The organism is Streptomyces sp. NPDC001222 (genome assembly GCF_042896945.1).
In the GTDB taxonomy this organism is placed as follows: Bacteria; Actinomycetota; Actinomycetes; order Streptomycetales; family Streptomycetaceae; genus Streptomyces; species Streptomyces gibsoniae.
In genome coordinates, this window is record NZ_JBIAXT010000004.1 from 144624 (window position 1) to 160655 (window position 16032).

Here is a 16032-nt window from a genome sequence, read left to right on the forward strand (position 1 = left end):
GTGTTCGGCGTCCCGACGGCGCTCTTTACGCACATGGGCGGCGTCCAGGAAGCGGGCGGCCGATCCCCGGCTGCTGCTGGACGGCCATGCCCACGGCTTCGGTACCGACGGCGTCGCTCGGACTCCGGCGAGCTGGTCGCTGTCGCCGTGACCCCATCACGGCCGGCGGATCTGCGGCCGGCATGACCGAAACGCATGCGCGCCGACGTCCTTGAGCGCTGCGGTCGCGGCGAGGAGGCCGACGCGCAACGGGAGGACCTACGATGTCCGAGCTTCCCCGGGCGACAGGGCCCGTTCTGCGGGCTGCTACGTTCCGTCGCATGCCCCGTTCCGATCTCCGCCTCCTCGACTTGCTCCGGCAGAGCCCACGCTTGGCCGAACTCGCAGGGTTCCCCTTTGACTTCGACCTCTGCCGAGCCGACCACGGAGAGGACGTCCGTCTGGCATCGGGTGCGCCGCTGGAGGGAATCGCAGGCGACGACACGGGTGGCACCTACTTTCTCCACGGCGACGGAGGGGTGCTGTACGCCTCCTCGGAGGGTCGTGCGGGACTGATCGCCGAAAGCCTTGCCGACGCACTGGAGTTGGTGACCGGCCTCCCCGGATGGCGGGACCACCTGCACCTACCGCCGGAAACGGGAGAAGAGCAACTGTCGGCCGCAGCCCTCGAAGCGGAGGACAGCATCCGCGCCTCCTACGCCCCCGCCCTCGACGCCTGCCGCGATGAACTCCTCACCGCCCTCGGGCTAACCCTGCGGCCTCCCGCCGAGCTCTTCGCCCGGATGCATCGTTCCTTCCTCCGCACCGAGCCTGACCACCTGCTGCTGCTCACCGACGAGGGCAGCGCCTACCACCTGCTGGACCCGCACCCCCGACCCCCGCTGCGGGACACCGTGCTCGCAGCCTGCCAGGCGGACCTTGACCATCTGCGCGCCGACCGTGCCGCCTGGCCGATGGTTGCCTTCTCCGCAATGTCCGACCGGAGCGGCTCGGAGCACGACGCCAACGCGGGCCGCCGCGCCGGTGTGCTGCGCGCGGCCCAGTGCGACCGGCGCGACACCGACCTGCCGCTCCTGCGCCACCTCCTCGAGCAGGAGACCCTCTGCCGCCGTGAGGCCCCCTTCGGTGGGATGGGCGAGGAACTGCACCTCGCCGTGTTCCTGGTTGCCCGCCGCCTCTGCGAGGAGGACCTCCCTCGTCTCTACGCGGCTCGCCGCGCCAACTTCGACACCTGGTGCGCCCTGTCCGACCTGCCACTCGGCCGACCGGACACGAGGGGCGAGGACGATCTCCGCTGGGACCCCGAGGCCCTGCAGGCCTGGGTCGGAGCCCTCGACACGTCGGAGTGGTTCGGCCATGATCCGAAGTCCGAGCCCGTCGAGACCTGGGTGACCCTCGCCCGTCGCCAGGGCCGCACGGAACTCGCCCGCGCGACTCTGATACGCATGCTCGACGACATCGGGCCCACCGACATCAGCGAACTTCCCTGGATCGTCGATGAGTTCGCCGAGCTGGGCGACTTCCCGCAAGCCTCCCGCGCCCAGCGCCTGTACGTCTTGCTGCAGGACACCGACCTGGCCCGGGGCTTCGCGTACACCCGTCTGTCCGGCCTGGAACGGCAGGCCGGCGACCTCGACCGGGCATGGACGTCGCTGCAGCGCGCGCTCACCACCCTCGACGGCCCTCCGTCACCGAAGCCGGGTTCGTGTCAAACCGCACTCTTCGACATCGAGCCGCCCCCTGCCGACGACGACTGGCGCGACAGGGCTGCGGCCCGCGACCTCATCGAGGAACATTTCCTGCTCTCATGCTCCGCCGCCGACTCGGGCGATCCCGCCCTCGCCCAGTTGTCCCTCATCACCGGCACGGCTCTTCTCGACACAGTCCACCGCGTGCCCCCGGCCCTGTACCGCGCGGGCCACGCCGCAGCGCGGGCTTGCGGTGACGAACACCTGACTGCCCGCTACGCGGACCTTTTGGCCCAGGAGGAGCAACGCCTTGCCGAGTTCCCATAGACCTGGCGGTAGGCCCGCTCGGTCTGCAGGGGCGGTTGAGGCGTTCGGCCTTGCCGTTGCGAACGTCCTCGCGTGCCAAGCTCGTCACCACAGCCTCGAAGCTCGGCTGAGCGATGCCGAACTGCGCGAGGAGTTCGAGGTCTGATGGCGGAAGGGATTCGAACAGTTCGACGCCGAGGGGTTCTGGCCTGTCTTTCGTGGAAATAAATCGGGATAATCCGAGCCGAGGGGTGCCATTGGCTTTCCTTGGTTAGCTGGCCACACCTTGGGTAATCTGGAACTTCACCTTCCGTATGTATTCGAGGTGACGCCGGACGGCGTACTGGTCCGGTGCTCCCGTGAGGTCGAGGCCTTGCGTCACGGGTGCAACTAGTGCAGGTGTGCGTACCGTGCTAAACTTGCAGGCAGTTGCAGTTGTGGTTCCCGAAACTTCAAGTGCTTCGGCGACCCTATGTCGTCGGGCATTTTTGTATCTCCGGTGCTTATCCGGACGGGGTTCATTGTCGCAACGCAGGGGTTCACACGGTGTGGACCCGCGGGCACTGCCCCCAAGGGGATTTGAAATGGCTACTGGCACCGTCAAGTGGTTCAACGCGGAAAAGGGCTTCGGCTTCATCGAGCAGGACGGCGGCGGCCCGGACGTCTTCGCCCACTACTCGAACATCGCCACCCAGGGCTACCGTGAGCTCCAGGAAGGCCAGAAGGTGAACTTCGACATCACGCAGGGCCAGAAGGGTCCGCAGGCGGAGAACATCACTCCCGCCTGACGTCGAAGCGTATGAGATATCTGGGACCCCGCCTTGCGGCGGGGTCCCAGATATTTGTTTTTGCATTCCGGCGTAATTCTTTTAGTCTCACATTCGGCTCGTTCCTGCAATTCATCCGGCTCGTTCCTGTCGGGAATTCCTCGATGCGTGCCCACTCGAGGAAGGTTCTCCATGAGCCGTTCAGCTCGCACGAACGACCGTTTTCGCCCACAGGGTCAGGGCCGCCCCGGCGCCGGTCCAGGCGGCACCGGGCGCCGTCCCTCCGCACCACAGGGGGAGTTCGCGCTGCCGGTCACCGTCACCCCGGCTCTCCCCGCGGTCGCGACCTTCGGTGAACTGGACATGCCCGTCGAGTTGCTGAAGATGCTCACCAGTCTCGGCCTGAACGAGCCGTTCCCGATCCAGGCCGCCACGTTGCCGAACTCCCTCGCGGGGCGCGACGTCCTGGGCCGCGGGCGCACCGGATCGGGCAAGACGCTCGCCTTCGGCCTGGCGCTCCTCGTGCGCACGAGCGGGCAGCGTGCCGAGGCGCGGAAGCCGCTGGCCCTGATCCTCGTCCCCACGCGCGAGCTGGCCCAGCAGGTCACCGATGCGCTCGCCCCGTACGCCCGGTTGCTGAAGCTGCGGCTGGCCACTGTGGTCGGCGGGATGTCGATCGGCAGGCAGGCCGGCGCACTGCGTGCCGGTGCCGAGGTGGTCGTCGCGACTCCTGGCCGCCTCGTGGACCTCATCGAGCGCAAGGACTGCCGCCTGGACCGAGTGGACATCACCGTCCTGGACGAGGCCGACCAGATGGCAGACATGGGCTTCATGCCGCAGGTCACCGAACTGCTGGACCAGGTACGTCCCGACGGCCAGCGCATGTTGTTCTCGGCCACGCTGGACCGCAACATCGACCTTCTGGTCCGTCGTTACCTCCATGACCCGGTGGTCCATTCGGTCGACCCGTCGGCGGGCGCGGTCACCACGATGGAGCATCACGTGCTGCAGGTGCACGGTGCCGACAAGTACGCCACCGCCACCGAAATCGCCGCCCGCGAGGGGCGTGTGATCATGTTCCTGGACACCAAGCATGCTGTCGACCAGTTCACCAAGCACCTGCTGAGCAGCGGCGTAAAGGCCGCGGCGCTGCACGGCGGCAAGTCGCAGCCCCAGCGCACTCGCACCCTGGCACAGTTCAAGACCGGTGATGTCACGACGCTGGTGGCCACCAACGTCGCGGCCCGGGGCATTCACGTCGACGACCTCGACCTCGTCGTCAACGTCGATCCGCCCAGCGACCACAAGGACTACCTGCATCGCGGTGGCCGTACCGCCCGCGCCGGAGAGTCCGGCAGTGTCGTCACGCTCGTCCTCCCCGGCCAGCGCCGGGACCTGGCCCGCCTCATGTCCGACGCAGGCATCAGGCCGCAGATCACGCAGGTCCGCTCCGGCGAGGCCGAGCTGAGCCGCATCACCGGCGCCCAGGCTCCCTCCGGTGTCCCCGTCGGCGGCAGCGAGCCGGTCGTGGAGCGCCCGAAGCGCGGCGGTGCCCCCTTCGGCGGTCTGGGCACCCGCCCGGGGCGGGCAGGCGGCGGTGGCGAGTCCCGCCGGTCCGCTGAGGCGCGCCAGATCGCCGAGGCCCGCAAGGCCGCCCGGGTCCGTCGCGGCGCATAGGTCGGCAACCGTGCCCTCGTACAACCGCGAGCCCTGATCGCTACGTCGGCAGACGTCACCAGGAATCCGGCGGTCCGGCCTCCGGTGCCCTTGCCGATGCCGGCAGGGGCTGCGCAGGCCAGGCGTACCGGGTGCCGGGCACCTTCGCGGCGGTAGTGGCCTTCGTCGCCGTCGCGGGTGAAGTGGTGCGAGGCGAGAAACCGCTCGACCAGGTCGAAGGTGTCGGCACCGAGGTGCCGCTCTCCCGGCGGGGCGCCCGCCGGGAGCCGAGGCGGTCAGCCCGCTGCCAGTTCCTCCGCGATGGCGGCGGCGAACGCGTCCACGTCCTCCTCGGTCGTGTCGTACGACGTCATCCACCGCACCTCGCCGACCTGCTCGTCCCACACGTAGAAGCGGAAGCGCTTGCGCAGGCGCTCGGTCACCGCGGCCGGGAGCACCGCGAAGATCTGGTTGGCCTGCACGGGACGTGGGATCGACAGACCGGGCAGGTCGCGTACCGACGTGTACAGGCGCTGGGTCATGGCGTTGGCGTGGGCGGCGGAGCGCAGCCAGAGATCGCTGCCGAACAGCGCCTCGAACTGGACCGACAGGAACCGCATCTTCGAGATCAGTTGCATGCTGGACTTGCGGATGTGCGCCATGCCCCGCACCGACTCCGGGTTGAGGACGACGACCGCCTCCCCGAACAGCATGCCGTTCTTGGTGCCGCCGAGGGACAGCACGTCGACGCCCGCCTCCGTGGTCAGGGCCGCGAGCGATACGCCGAGGGTGGCGGCCGCGTTGGCCAGCCGGGCCCCGTCCAGGTGGACCAGCAGGCCGAGCCCATGGGCGTGGTCGCACAGGGCGCGGATCTCCTCGGGGGTGTAGCAGGTGCCCACCTCGGTGGACTGGGTGATCGACAGCACCCGGGGGCGGGCCCGGTGCTGATCCTCGAAGCCCCAGGCCTGACGGTCGACCAGCTCGGGGGTGAGCTTGCCGTCCCAGGTCGGCACGGTGAGCAGCTTGAGCCCGCCGACCTTCTCCGGCGCGCCGCACTCGTCCACGTTGATGTGCGCCGACTCCGCACAGACCACGGCGTCCCAGCGGCTCGTCATGGACTGCAGGGCGACGACGTTCGCGCCGGTGCCGTTGACGACGGGGTAGGTCTGGGCGGTGGGGCCGAAGTGGTCCCGGAAGACCTCCTGGAGGCGGTCGGTGTAGACATCGTCGCCGTAGCTGGTCTGGTGGCCGCCGTTGGCCTCGGCGATGGCCTGGAGTATCTCGGGGTGCACACCGGCGTAGTTGTCGCTGGTGAAGCCGCGGGCCGCGGGGTCGTGCCGTCGTATCACGGTCATGATGCTGGTTCGTTCCCAACGTGTGGTGCGGTGGACCGGTGGAAAGTACCGGCCCGGAGAGCGGGTGGTGGGTCAGGGTGTGGTCACCGGGGCGCAGCGGTCGCCGGAGCGCCCGCTCGCGCGGACGAGCGGCGGGGCCAGCAGGCCCAGAGCGGCGAACAGGGCGGCCAGGACCAGCCAGCCGGTGCCGTGGGTGCCGGCCACCAGCGAGGTCATCAGCCAGGGACCGGCGAACTGCTGCAGGCCTCGTCCGAGGGAGAACACCGCCTGGTACTCGCCCTGGCGGCCGGCCGGGGCCAGCCCGAAGGCCAGGCCCCAGCCGGCGGCGGCCTGGTACAGCTCGCCCAGTATCAGGGCCGACGCGCCGCCCAGCAGCACGGCCGAGTCCAGCACGGCGCCGCGGCCGGCGCTCAGCGGGAACACCAGGCAGGCGAGGGCGAGCCAGAGACCGGCCCGGCGCAGCATCCGGGCGGCCGCGGCGGGTGTCTCGGCGTTCCGGCTGACGGCGACCTGGAAGAGCAGGACGAGGACGGTGTCGAGGATGAGGATGCCGGACACCATCGGCGTGGGCGCGTGGGTGGCGGTGACGATCCACAGCGGAAGGCCGACGGTGAGCAGCGGCTGGTACAGCTCCAACGCACCGCAGACGAGGGCGACGGCGACGTAACGGATGTCGCGCAGGGCCGAGTTGCGGGACAGGCGCGGGGGCTCGTCGTCAGCCGGGGGCTTGTCGGCGGGTACAGACGGCTCCGCCGTCCGGGCGGGACGCGTCGACCACAGGACGGCCACCGAGACCAGTTGGAGCGCCGCGTTGGCGAGTACGGTGCCGTACAGCGCGGCCGGAGTGCCCACCGAGAGCGCGATCCCGGCCAGCGCGGCGCCGCCGAGGAATCCCAGGTTGAACAGGCTGCGCATCTGCGCGCTGACCCGCACCCGTTCGCCGCCGCCCATCAGGGCGTGCGTCAGCGAGGCCTGCAGGCCGCCCGCCGATGTCTCCAGCACGGCGACGACCGAGGCCAGGGCGAGGAACTCGGCGAAGCCGCGGACCAGGCAGTAGGCGACGAAACAGACCGAGGCCAGCAGGAAGTTCGCGATCAGTACGGGGCGTGGGCCGAGGCGGTCGGCCAGTCGGCCGATCGGTACGGTGCACAGGAGGCCGCACAGCCCGGCGACGGACAGGGCGAGGCCGACGCGCTGGGCGGGAATGCCGAGCGTGCGGGTGAAGAACACGGCGCTGGCGGTGATGAAGACCCCGAGGCCGACGGACTGGATGAGGGTGAGCAGCCCGAGCCGACGGGCGGCCCCCGGGGCGGGTACCGACTGCCGGATCCAGTCGCGCAGGACGCCCGACGAGCGCGGGTCAGCCATCGTGCCGTCCGGGCGCGGCCGCCGGGTGGCCCTGAGGCTCCGTTCGTACCCGGTACTCACCCAGCACCGTCTGCACGGCCCGGTGGACCGACGCGGCGTCCGCGCCGCGGAAGCGGAAGATGCCGGTTCCCTCGTCGTAGCTGCCCGGGGTGGTGAACACCCTGCCGACGGGCGGGAGTTCATGGTGATAAAGCTCCGCGATGCCGTCAGGCGCGTCGGAACGGTCGCTGATCCGGGCGGGAATCCGGTCGGGTGCCGGGTAGATCAGCCAGCCGCCTGCGGCGGGCTCGTGGGAGCCGTGCCACAGCGGTGGCAGGCCGATGGCGGCGCGGAAGGCCTCGGCGAACAGGTCGATGCCGTACAGGTCGGCATGCAGGAAGGGCACTTGGGCGCCACCGGGCCGCAACCCGACTTCCAGGAAGACGAGTTCGCCGTCCGGGCGCCGGATGACCTCCAGGTGGAAGGCTCCGTCGGCCAGTCCGAGGGCACGCAGGCAGTCGTCCGCGAAGGCGGTGACCCGATCGCGCTCGGGGCCGTCGTCCAGCAGGACCGAGCCGAGCGGCAGCCCGCGGGTGTAGTCCAGGCAGGTGTTGACGTACTGGGAGACGCTGGCGAAGTGGCGGGCGCCCGCGCGGTAGACGCCGTCCACGTGCAGGATGTCACCGTCGACGTACTCCTCGCACTCGTGGGCGGCCGGGTCCAGGCCGTCGAGGGCCGCCGCCAGCTCCGCTCGCGTGCGGACCACCTGGACGCCTTGCGAACCGGCCGCCGAGCGGGGCTTGAGGACCAGCGGGAACTCCTCGCCGAGGTCGGCGAGGAGAGCGGCGGCGTCGGGGGCGTCGTCCAGGTTGCGGAAGCGGGGCACCCGTACGCCCGCCTCGGCGACGGCCTGCTTCATCGTGGGCTTGTCCTTGAACCGGCCAACCAGGTCGAGGCCGTAGCCGCCGGTGACGCCGAGGTCGGCGGTCAGCCGGGCCGCGGTGAGGATGTCGTACTCGGACTGCCCGAAGACCGCGGCGGGCCGTCCGTGCCGGTTCGTGACGGCCCGGACGAGGGGCAGCACGTCGTCGTGGGCGAGGCTGTCCAGGACGTGGAGCTCGGTGGCGCCGTCCTGGTCCAGCGCGGGCAGCCCGCCGGGCGTGGTCAGGTAGACCATCCGGGCGGGCGCGCCGTCGAGGAAGCGGTGGTACTCGCCGAACTCGTCGCCGGAGCGATTCAGGACGACGTACAGGGGGGCGTCGGTCACGTTCGGTTCTCCGGGCGCAGGGTGGCGGGCAGGCAGGCGGCGAGTTCCGCCGCCTCGGGCCGGGACAGGGTCGGGATCCGGGTCCGGGCGCCGGGCAGGGGTCGGGTGGCGGCGCGGAAGGTGCGGGCGCGCGGCTCGCCGGTACCGCCCAGCAGGTGCCAGATCCGCTCGGCCAGGCCGGGCATGACGGGGAAACCGAGGAGGGCGAGGCCCTTCAGCCACCAGTAGGCGTCGACCTCGGCGGCGGCGGTGTCGGCGGCCCAGGCGTCGAAGGCGTCGACAGCGCGGCGGGTGGAGATCCGGGTGCCGTCCAGGGCGGCGGACTGCTCGGCCAGGAGCGCGTCCAGACGGGCCGTCAGGGTGGTGGACGGTGCGGCGGGAGCGGTGGGCGGCAGGGTCCGGAAGGCGTCTGCGATCCGCTTGCCGAGGTCGTCGGCGAGTGCGCTGCGGGCGGTGGCCAGGAAGTCCTCCGGCTCGAAACTGGCCGGACCGGCCTCCAGGTCCGCCCGGGCCAGGTGGTAGCGGACGGCGTCCACGTCCAGCGCCGGTGCGGCGGCCACATCGGCGGCCCAGATCGCGTGCCGGGCGCTGGTGGAGAACTTGCGGCCGGCGAGCTGGTAGAAGTGGTTGATCAGGCAGCGGTCGTAGGGCTTCATGCCTCCGTGTAGGAGGCTGGTGCCGACAATGCCGACCAGCGTGGGGATGACGTTGTCGATGCCCAGGGTGGTGATGGTGGTGACGCCTGAGTCCGGGTCGAACGCGTTGACGCCGGTGCCGGACAGTTGTCCGTGCACGGCGCCGGCGAGCCGGGCGAACATCAGGATGCCGGCGTACGGGAACAGGGCGTGCGGCACGCCGGGTTGAGGTGCGGGCAGGGCCAGGCCCCACTCCTGGGGCGCGGTGAGCCGGATGGTGAGGCCGTCCCGGTCCAGGAAGCGGGCCACGGTGTCGCGGTAGCCGCGGGCGATGCCCCGCTCGGCGAGGACACTGTCCAGGACGCCGGTGGCGGGCACCGTGAGAAAGCGGCTGGTGATCTCTCGCCAGGTCAGCGGGCCCTCGTCGAGCAGCGGACAGGGGTCGAGGACGGCTTCGGGGAGGAAGTGCGCGCTGCACTCCTCGCAGAAGTAGCTGGCCACCTGGGCCCCGCACTCGGGGCAGCGGCCCTGGAGCCAGCCGCCCACGACCCAGCGGCCGGAGTCGGCGCAGTAGGGGACGCGTTCGGTGCGGGTGAGTACGGCGCCGCGCTCGTCCAGGCGGGCGAGGCAGGCGGTGACCTCGGCCTCGAACTGCTCCTTCCACGGCTCCTGGTCGGGGGTGATGAACGCGTCGACGCCGATGTCCATCGCCGCGAGGTCGTCCTGGATGCGCCGCCCGTAGCGGGCAGCGACCTCGGTCGGGGTGGTGTCCTCCGCGTGGGCGCGCAGGGTGACGTAGGACTCGTAGACGTCGCTGCCGGTGATCACCAGGGGCAGATCGCCCCGGACCCGCAGATGGCGGGCGATCATGTCGGACCACAGGAACGGGCCGCCGATGTGGCCGAGGTGGAGCGGGCCGTTGGGGGTGGCCTCGGGCGGGACGAGCAGGTAGTGCCGGGGGGTGTGACTCCCGGTCGTCAGCAGGGTGCTCATGGCGCGGTGGTTCTCCCGTACAGCAGGGTGAGGGCGTGCTCGGCCAGGGCGGGGGCGAGCCGGTAGCCGGAGCCCGAGCCGCCGATGGCCATGACGACGTCGGGGTCGCCGGCGGTTTCCACGACGGGCAGGTGGCCGGGCGTGAAGCAGTCACTGAAGACACGGCCCCCGGTCAGGTGGGGCACGAATCCCGGCACGTGACGCTCGAGGAGGGTCAGGGCGAGGGCACGGTCGTGCGGGCCGATGGCCAACGGGCCGTCGGGGCCCCGGTCCCAGTCGGGTGAGGTGATGCTGAGAATCCAGCGGCCGCCCGGTTCGTCCGGCAGCAGGAAGGCGTCGTCGTCCTCGAACACGAGGGCGGGGGCCCCGGGCGGGGGCGGGGTGAGGACGTGGAACGCCACCACCTTCTTCACCCGGGCGCCGCGGGCCCGGGCCGCGTCGGCGACGGGCCCGTCCAGTGCCCAGGGGCCGGGCGCGACGACGGCCCGGCGGGCGGTGAGGACGGAGCCGTCGGAGGCGGTGAGTTCCAGCCGACGTCCGTCGCGGCGGATCCCGGTGACCCGGAAACCCTCGGCGAGCATGCTGCCGGGGCGGCCGAGCACGTGGTCGAGGAGCCGGTCGGCGAGGGCCCGGGGGCCGCCGACCGCCATGGGGGCGGAGGACAGCAGGACCTGGTCGCCGCCGACGCGCAGGCCGGGGAAGACCCGGCTCAGCGCCTGGCGGTGTCCCTCGTCGACGGGCGCGGTGCGGCTGCCGTCGGCGAGGGTGGCGTCGAGGGCCCGCGCACCGGTGCGGGCGACGACCCAGCGCACCGCCAGGTCCCGGCGCGGCAGCCCGGGCAGTTCCCCGGCCAGCTCTTTGAACAACTCGGTGCTGCGCAGGGCCAGTTCGCGGTGGGCGGCATCGCGCCCGGTCAGCGTGTCGAAGCCCGCCGACAGGGCGGTGGCGCCGTGCTCGCGGGAGCCGTGGGACACCAGCAGGATGCGCAGACCGGGCTCGCGAAGGCAGGCGTAGTAGGCGGTGAGGGCGCCGATGACGCCGGTGCCGACGACGGCGAGGTCGTGGGGCCCTGCCGAAGAGGTGTCACGCATCGGGCGCGTCCCACCACAGCGAGAGGACGTCGAGGTCCTCGCCCCGGTCGGCGAAGGCCTCGTGCACGGCGTGCGAGGGGAAGCCGACGACCGATCCGGCGCGCAGCGCGGTGCGCGTCCCGTCGACGACCAGGGTGCCGGTGCCTGCCCGTACGACCCAGATCTCCTGGACCGCGTGCACGTCGGGCGAACTGGTCCCCCCGGCGGGCACGGTGAACCTGGCCATCTTGAACGGCGCCTGCGGAACGATGGAGTTGGCCAGGTCCGCGTCGGCGACCGTGACCCCGTCCTCCTCGACCTCGGCCGGGAGAAAGGGGATGTGCGGGGTGGGATCCGTGGTCATACCGGGTACCTCGTTTCGCCCAGGATGCTGTTGAGGATGACCGCGCTGCGCCAGGCGAGGAGGCTCAGGTTGGGGTCGGCGACGCCCCAGGCATGCCGGGCGCCGTTCTGGAGGTAGATGCGATGCCCGACGGGCCCGTCCCAGGCGACGGAGAAGTCCTTCTGGACCTCCAGGTGTTGGCCGGAGCGGTGCAGCAGGGGCAGCATCGGGGCCATGAAGTCGGGGATCCGGTAGCCGTATCCGGTGCACAGCACCACGATGTCCGCGCCGACCACGGTCGGTGTGTCACCGCCCTGCCCGTCCAGTGTCAGCTTCCAGTCGCCGTCCGTGCCGGCGAGCGCGGTGACGTCGGTGTCCGGCAGGAAGCGGAGCCGGCCGGGGGTGCCGTCGAGGAAGTCCGCCCGGTAGCTCAGTTGGTGGATGTCGCGCAGGATGGGCAGGTCGACGCCGTCGCTGGTGAGCGTCTGCAGTTCCAGCAGCCGGGCCTTCTCGTCGTCGGGCAGGGCGTGGAAACGGCGTACGTAGTCGGGGGTGTAGAGGTCGTTTGCGAACGGCGAGTCGTCCATGGGCTGGAACGACGGGCGCCGGCTGATCCAGGTGATCGTGGCGGGCGCGGCCGGGGCGGCGGCGAGGTGGCGCACCACCTCGGCGCCGCTCTGGCCGCCGCCCACCACCGCGACCCGCAGGCCGGTGACGTCGGGCAGCCGCGGCAGGAACTCGCCGGAGTGGAAGACCGTCTTGCCGAGGTGTTCCCGGAACTGTACGGGGACGTTCGGGGTCGGGCCGGTGCCGAGAACCAGATGCCGGGCGGCCGACTCGTCGTCGGCCGTGCGCACCCGGAAGGCGCCCGAGTGGAAATCGACCTCGCGCACCTCCGCGCCGAAGACGATGGCGGGCAGTTGTCCGGCGACCCACTGGAGGTACTGGTTGAACTCGGCGCGCAGGACGGCGGGGAACTGGGCGGCGAGGAACCGGTAGAGGCGGCCGTGCGCGGCGAGGAAGGACAGGAAGGAGAAGGGGCTGGTCGGATCGACGAGCGTGACCAGGTCCTTCAGCGGGGACACCTGGAGGGTGGCCTCGGGCAGCAGCAGACCGGGATGCCAGGAGAAACTCTCCCGGCGTTCCAGGTGCCGGGCGCGCAGGCCGTCGATCGGATGGGCCAGGGCGGCCAGGCTCATGTTTGCCGGACCGACGCCCACCGCGACGTAGTCGAGTATGTGTGTGTCTGTGTGATCGTTCATGGGTCAGCTCGGCGTGACGGTGTCGCCGAGGTGCCGCCAGCGGGACAGCGCCTGTGCCGGGGAGTCGGCTGTGAACAGGGCGTGGCCGAGCCGGGAGCGGCAGTCCCGGGCGAGCGGGATCTCGTCGCCCGGCGCGAAGTAGAGCGCGGACTCGGTGACTTCGGGCAGCGCGGTGACCTGCTGCCAGCCGGCCAGCTCCTGGAAGACGGCGAGTTTCTCGGCGGCGAAGAACCGGATGCCGGCGGCCGCGGCTTCCGCCTCGGCGAACGCGCCCATGTCGGCGGGGTCCACGCCGAGCGCGTCGGCCAGCGCCACCTTGGGCAGGCTGACCCCGCTCACCAGCCGGACCAGCTCCACGATGCGGTCGCCGGGGAGCCTGCCGCCGATCTCGATGAGGACGGGCCCGTCGGCGGCCAGCCGGAGTTCGCAGTGGAATGGTCCTGAGGTGAGGTTCACGGCGGTCACCACCTCGGCCACGTAGGACTCGACCGTCTTCAGGGTGGCGACGTCGACGTCGGCCGGGGTGAGGTGGCCCATCTCGACGAAGTCGGGCTCGGGGCCGAGCAGGGTACGGGTGAGTGTCACCACGGTGGTGACGCCGTCCCGCACATATCCGTCGGCGCTGAATTCGGGTCCCTCGACGTACTCCTCGACCAGGACCCGGTGTTCGTGGAGCTTGCCCATGTCGGGCACCGGGTCGGTGACCAACCGGCGGAAGGCGGCAAACAGTTCGGCCGATGTGTCGGCACGGCTGACATGGATGCTGCCGGAGCAGGCGACGGGCTTCAGCACACACGGGAAGCCGACCTGCTCGGCTGCGGCGCGGAGTTCGTCCTCGGTGGTCGCCTCGGCGAAGCGCGGGGTGCGCAGTCCGGCGGTGGCCACAGCGGCCCGCATGACGCTCTTGTCTCGGACGCGCTCGACGGTGTCCACCGGCAGTCCGCGCAGGCCGAGGGCGTGGGCCACGCGGGCGGTGACCGCGACGTAGATGTCGGAACCGGCCAGTACGGCGTCGAACGGCTCCCGTTCGTGGTCCTCCTGCACGGCCGCCTCCAGGGCCGCCTGGTCGTTGGTCTCCACGGTCAACACCCGCTCGGCGGCGGTGCGTACGGCATCGGAGAGGGTGCGGTCACCCGCGTCCGCGCTGGCGACGACGACACGCAGTCCCGACTCGGCGGCGACGCCGATCAGGGTGGTGCCGCCCGAGGAGGCCGGTTCGACCACGAGGACGCGAGGGGCCTGCGGCAGGGAAGCTGAGGACAAGACGGCATCTCCGGGTCACGGAAGAAGGGGCTGGATTGGTGCGGGGGTGCACCGATTTGTATCCGTGACCTTGTAAACCCGTCAATGCCTGACCGTAGAAATGACGGTGATCACACTCATCTGGCAAGCATTTGCTGGCTGTTGAGGTGAACGGAAGGACATCTTCCGTCGCTGGACCGCTCGTTCGTCATCATCTTCTCGGGCGTTGCGCGGGTGCGGTCCCCGCCCGGCGCAGGCCGGCTGCGCTCCGAACGGGGCCCGTGGCCACAGGCCGGCCCCGGACCGCAAAACCTCGCCGCCCGGTCGGTGTCGAACGATGATTGACTGGCCCCGGCAACCGCAGCACCCACTTGGCAGGAGAACCCCGCAGTCATGAGCCAGCCCTACACGTACGAGTACAAGGTCGTCACCTTCCGAGAGTCGCTCATCGGCGATGCCCTGGATGCCGACAAGCTGGAGAAAGTCCTCAACAAGCACGCTGAGGACGGCTGGGGGCTGAAGGCGATGACGGCAGCCGACGTCAAGGGCCGCATCGGGCCCGGAGCGGTCGAGGGCCTGCTGCTCACCTTCGAACGGCCGCGCCAGTAGCGGTCGCGGTCTTCGGCCGTCCTGAGGGACGGCCGTCACCGCTGTACAGCCGACCTTTCGGGGAGGCGGATGCCGCAAGGGGTCGCTCAGGCCGGCTTGCGCCACACGGAGATGTGTTTCGTGGAGTCCTCGGTGAACGGTGTCCCGTCCCAGTCCGCGACGCGGCGTTCCGGTTCGAGCCCCGCGATCCGGGCCATCAGGTCGAGTTCCGCAGGCCAGGCGTAGCGGTGCCGGGAACTGTCGCGGCGGTAGTGGCCCGCGTCGCCGTCGCGGGTGAGGTGGTGCGAGACCAGAATCTGCTGGACGAGGTCGAAGGTGTCGAAGCCGAGGTGCCGTTCGGAGACGTCGAACGGCACCGCCACCTGGCCGGGCGGGAGGAACCGCAGCGGCGGCACGCCCAGCTCGATGACGAACCGGCCGCCGGGCGCCAGATGGCGTGCGGCGTTGCGGAAGCACTCGACCTGCTCGTCCTGTGTGAGCAGGTTCGAGATGGTGTTGTAGACGAGATAGACCAAGGTGAACTCGCCCGGGACGACCGTCGTGGCCATGTCCCCGATGACGACGGGCAGCGTGTTCTCGTCGAGCTTGCGCCGCAGGACCGCTGCCATGGGCTCGGACAGCTCGATGCCCGCCACCGGTACGCCGCGCTCCCGGAGGGGGACACCCACGCGTCCGGTTCCGATCGCGAACTCCAGTGCCCGGCCGTCTCCGGCGAGTTCGGTGAGGAAGTCGAGAGTCGGTCCGAGGACGGCGGCCGAGGACATCTCGGTCTCCTCGGCGTCATAGCGGTCGGCGGTCGCACGGGTCCACAGCTCACTACTCGTCACGAGCGACCACTGTGAGGGGCGCGACGAAGCGCTGTCCACTCGATTACCGAGCCGCCGGAGCGGGCGCGGTGACCTTCACCGACCCGGTGCGCCCGTGCGCAGACCGTCCATGACGAGGTCCAGGAGCCGGGCGGCCCGCGGCTGCCAGTCGCCGCGGGGGTCGATCTGCCAGAGGCCCGCGATGGCCAGGAGGAAGTCGTCCGCGGTGACTCCGGGGCGGATCGTGCCCGCCTCCTCGTTGGCGCGGAGCAGGAGTTCCGCTGCGGAGGCCACCCGGGCGTGCCCCGGCTTCGCCTGGCTGCCCGGGGCGCTGGTGGCCAGGCGGATCGCGTCCGCCAGCCCGGCCTTGGCCATGGCGAACTCCGCGAGGCGGTCCATCCACTCACGCAGTGCCCGCTCGGGTTCCCGGCAGCCGAGCAACTGGGCCGCGCTGTCGGCGACCTGCTGCATCTCGTAGCGGTAGATCTCGAGGACGAGCGCCTCGCGGTTGGGGAAGTTGCGGTAGAACGTGCCCTGCCCGACACCCGCCTTCTTGGCGATCACGCTCAGCGGGGCGTCCGCGCAGCGCGTCAGTTCGACCAGTGCCACTTCCAGGATGCGCTCGCGATTGCGCTGTGCGTCCGAGCGCTGGGGTGCGTCCTTCTTCTGCCGCACTCGTCCTCCTT

At 71.0% G+C, this 16032-nt stretch carries 14 protein-coding genes and 1 pseudogene; 4 read left to right on the forward strand and 11 right to left on the reverse strand.

All coding sequences use genetic code 11. The annotated features are described in order from the left end of the window. The first annotated feature begins 320 nt into the window (after positions 1 to 320). From ACFY2Z_RS08095 to ACFY2Z_RS08105, 3 genes are all read left to right on the forward strand, one after another. The gene (locus ACFY2Z_RS08095) at positions 321 to 2015 is read left to right on the forward strand and encodes a hypothetical protein (protein WP_390743333.1); all 1695 of its coding nucleotides are present in this window, start codon (positions 321 to 323) and stop codon (positions 2013 to 2015) included. 563 nt (positions 2016 to 2578) lie between these two features. Continuing rightward, the gene (locus ACFY2Z_RS08100; protein WP_311699250.1) at positions 2579 to 2782 is read left to right on the forward strand and encodes a cold-shock protein; all 204 of its coding nucleotides are present in this window, start codon (positions 2579 to 2581) and stop codon (positions 2780 to 2782) included. Positions 2783 to 2953: 171 nt separating this feature from the next. Then, positions 2954 to 4438: a DEAD/DEAH box helicase gene (locus ACFY2Z_RS08105; RefSeq protein WP_390743334.1), complete on the forward strand. Its 1485-nt coding sequence runs from the start codon at positions 2954 to 2956 to the stop codon at positions 4436 to 4438. 109 nt (positions 4439 to 4547) lie between these two features. Here the strand turns inward: ACFY2Z_RS08105 and ACFY2Z_RS08110 are convergent. From ACFY2Z_RS08110 to ACFY2Z_RS08150, 9 genes and pseudogenes are all read right to left on the reverse strand, one after another. Further along, a pseudogene (locus tag ACFY2Z_RS08110) lies at positions 4548 to 4680 on the reverse strand (SAM-dependent methyltransferase); the annotation flags it as partial. A 33-nt stretch (positions 4681 to 4713) separates the two neighbouring features. Further along, positions 4714 to 5772, reverse strand: a complete 1059-nt coding sequence (locus tag ACFY2Z_RS08115) for a threonine aldolase family protein (protein ID WP_390743335.1) — start codon at positions 5770 to 5772, stop codon at positions 4714 to 4716. Between the two features lie 72 nt (positions 5773 to 5844). After that, complete coding sequence (locus tag ACFY2Z_RS08120; protein ID WP_390743336.1) at positions 5845 to 7140, reverse strand: MFS transporter; 1296 nt, start codon at positions 7138 to 7140, stop codon at positions 5845 to 5847. Further along, entirely contained in the window at positions 7133 to 8386 is a 1254-nt protein-coding gene (locus ACFY2Z_RS08125) for an acetyl-CoA carboxylase biotin carboxylase subunit family protein (protein WP_390743337.1), read from the reverse strand. The genes ACFY2Z_RS08120 and ACFY2Z_RS08125 overlap by 8 nt, the downstream gene beginning before the upstream one ends. After that, positions 8383 to 10014, reverse strand: a complete 1632-nt coding sequence (locus ACFY2Z_RS08130) for a class I tRNA ligase family protein (RefSeq protein WP_390743338.1) — start codon at positions 10012 to 10014, stop codon at positions 8383 to 8385. The genes ACFY2Z_RS08125 and ACFY2Z_RS08130 overlap by 4 nt, the downstream gene beginning before the upstream one ends. Beyond that, on the reverse strand, positions 10011 to 11105 hold the full coding sequence (locus ACFY2Z_RS08135) for an NAD(P)/FAD-dependent oxidoreductase (protein ID WP_390743339.1): 1095 nt from the start codon (positions 11103 to 11105) through the stop codon (positions 10011 to 10013). The genes ACFY2Z_RS08130 and ACFY2Z_RS08135 overlap by 4 nt, the downstream gene beginning before the upstream one ends. Further along, positions 11098 to 11448, reverse strand: a complete 351-nt coding sequence (locus tag ACFY2Z_RS08140) for a cupin domain-containing protein (protein ID WP_390743340.1) — start codon at positions 11446 to 11448, stop codon at positions 11098 to 11100. The genes ACFY2Z_RS08135 and ACFY2Z_RS08140 overlap by 8 nt, the downstream gene beginning before the upstream one ends. Further along, positions 11445 to 12689 (reverse strand): lysine N(6)-hydroxylase/L-ornithine N(5)-oxygenase family protein, encoded by a 1245-nt coding sequence (locus ACFY2Z_RS08145; protein WP_390743341.1) that lies wholly within the window; start codon positions 12687 to 12689, stop codon positions 11445 to 11447. The genes ACFY2Z_RS08140 and ACFY2Z_RS08145 overlap by 4 nt, the downstream gene beginning before the upstream one ends. A gap of 3 nt (positions 12690 to 12692) precedes the next feature. Continuing rightward, positions 12693 to 13952 (reverse strand): ATP-grasp domain-containing protein, encoded by a 1260-nt coding sequence (locus ACFY2Z_RS08150; protein WP_390743342.1) that lies wholly within the window; start codon positions 13950 to 13952, stop codon positions 12693 to 12695. A 372-nt stretch (positions 13953 to 14324) separates the two neighbouring features. Between ACFY2Z_RS08150 and ACFY2Z_RS08155 the strand changes: the two genes are divergently transcribed. Beyond that, complete coding sequence (locus ACFY2Z_RS08155) at positions 14325 to 14540, forward strand: DUF4177 domain-containing protein (RefSeq protein ID WP_390743343.1); 216 nt, start codon at positions 14325 to 14327, stop codon at positions 14538 to 14540. 86 nt (positions 14541 to 14626) lie between these two features. Here the strand turns inward: ACFY2Z_RS08155 and ACFY2Z_RS08160 are convergent, their stop codons facing one another. Both ACFY2Z_RS08160 and ACFY2Z_RS08165 read right to left on the reverse strand, forming a co-directional pair. Then, positions 14627 to 15367: a class I SAM-dependent DNA methyltransferase gene (locus ACFY2Z_RS08160; protein WP_390743344.1), complete on the reverse strand. Its 741-nt coding sequence runs from the start codon at positions 15365 to 15367 to the stop codon at positions 14627 to 14629. A 75-nt stretch (positions 15368 to 15442) separates the two neighbouring features. Then, positions 15443 to 16021: a TetR/AcrR family transcriptional regulator gene (locus tag ACFY2Z_RS08165; protein ID WP_390743345.1), complete on the reverse strand. Its 579-nt coding sequence runs from the start codon at positions 16019 to 16021 to the stop codon at positions 15443 to 15445. Positions 16022 to 16032 lie beyond the last annotated feature (11 nt).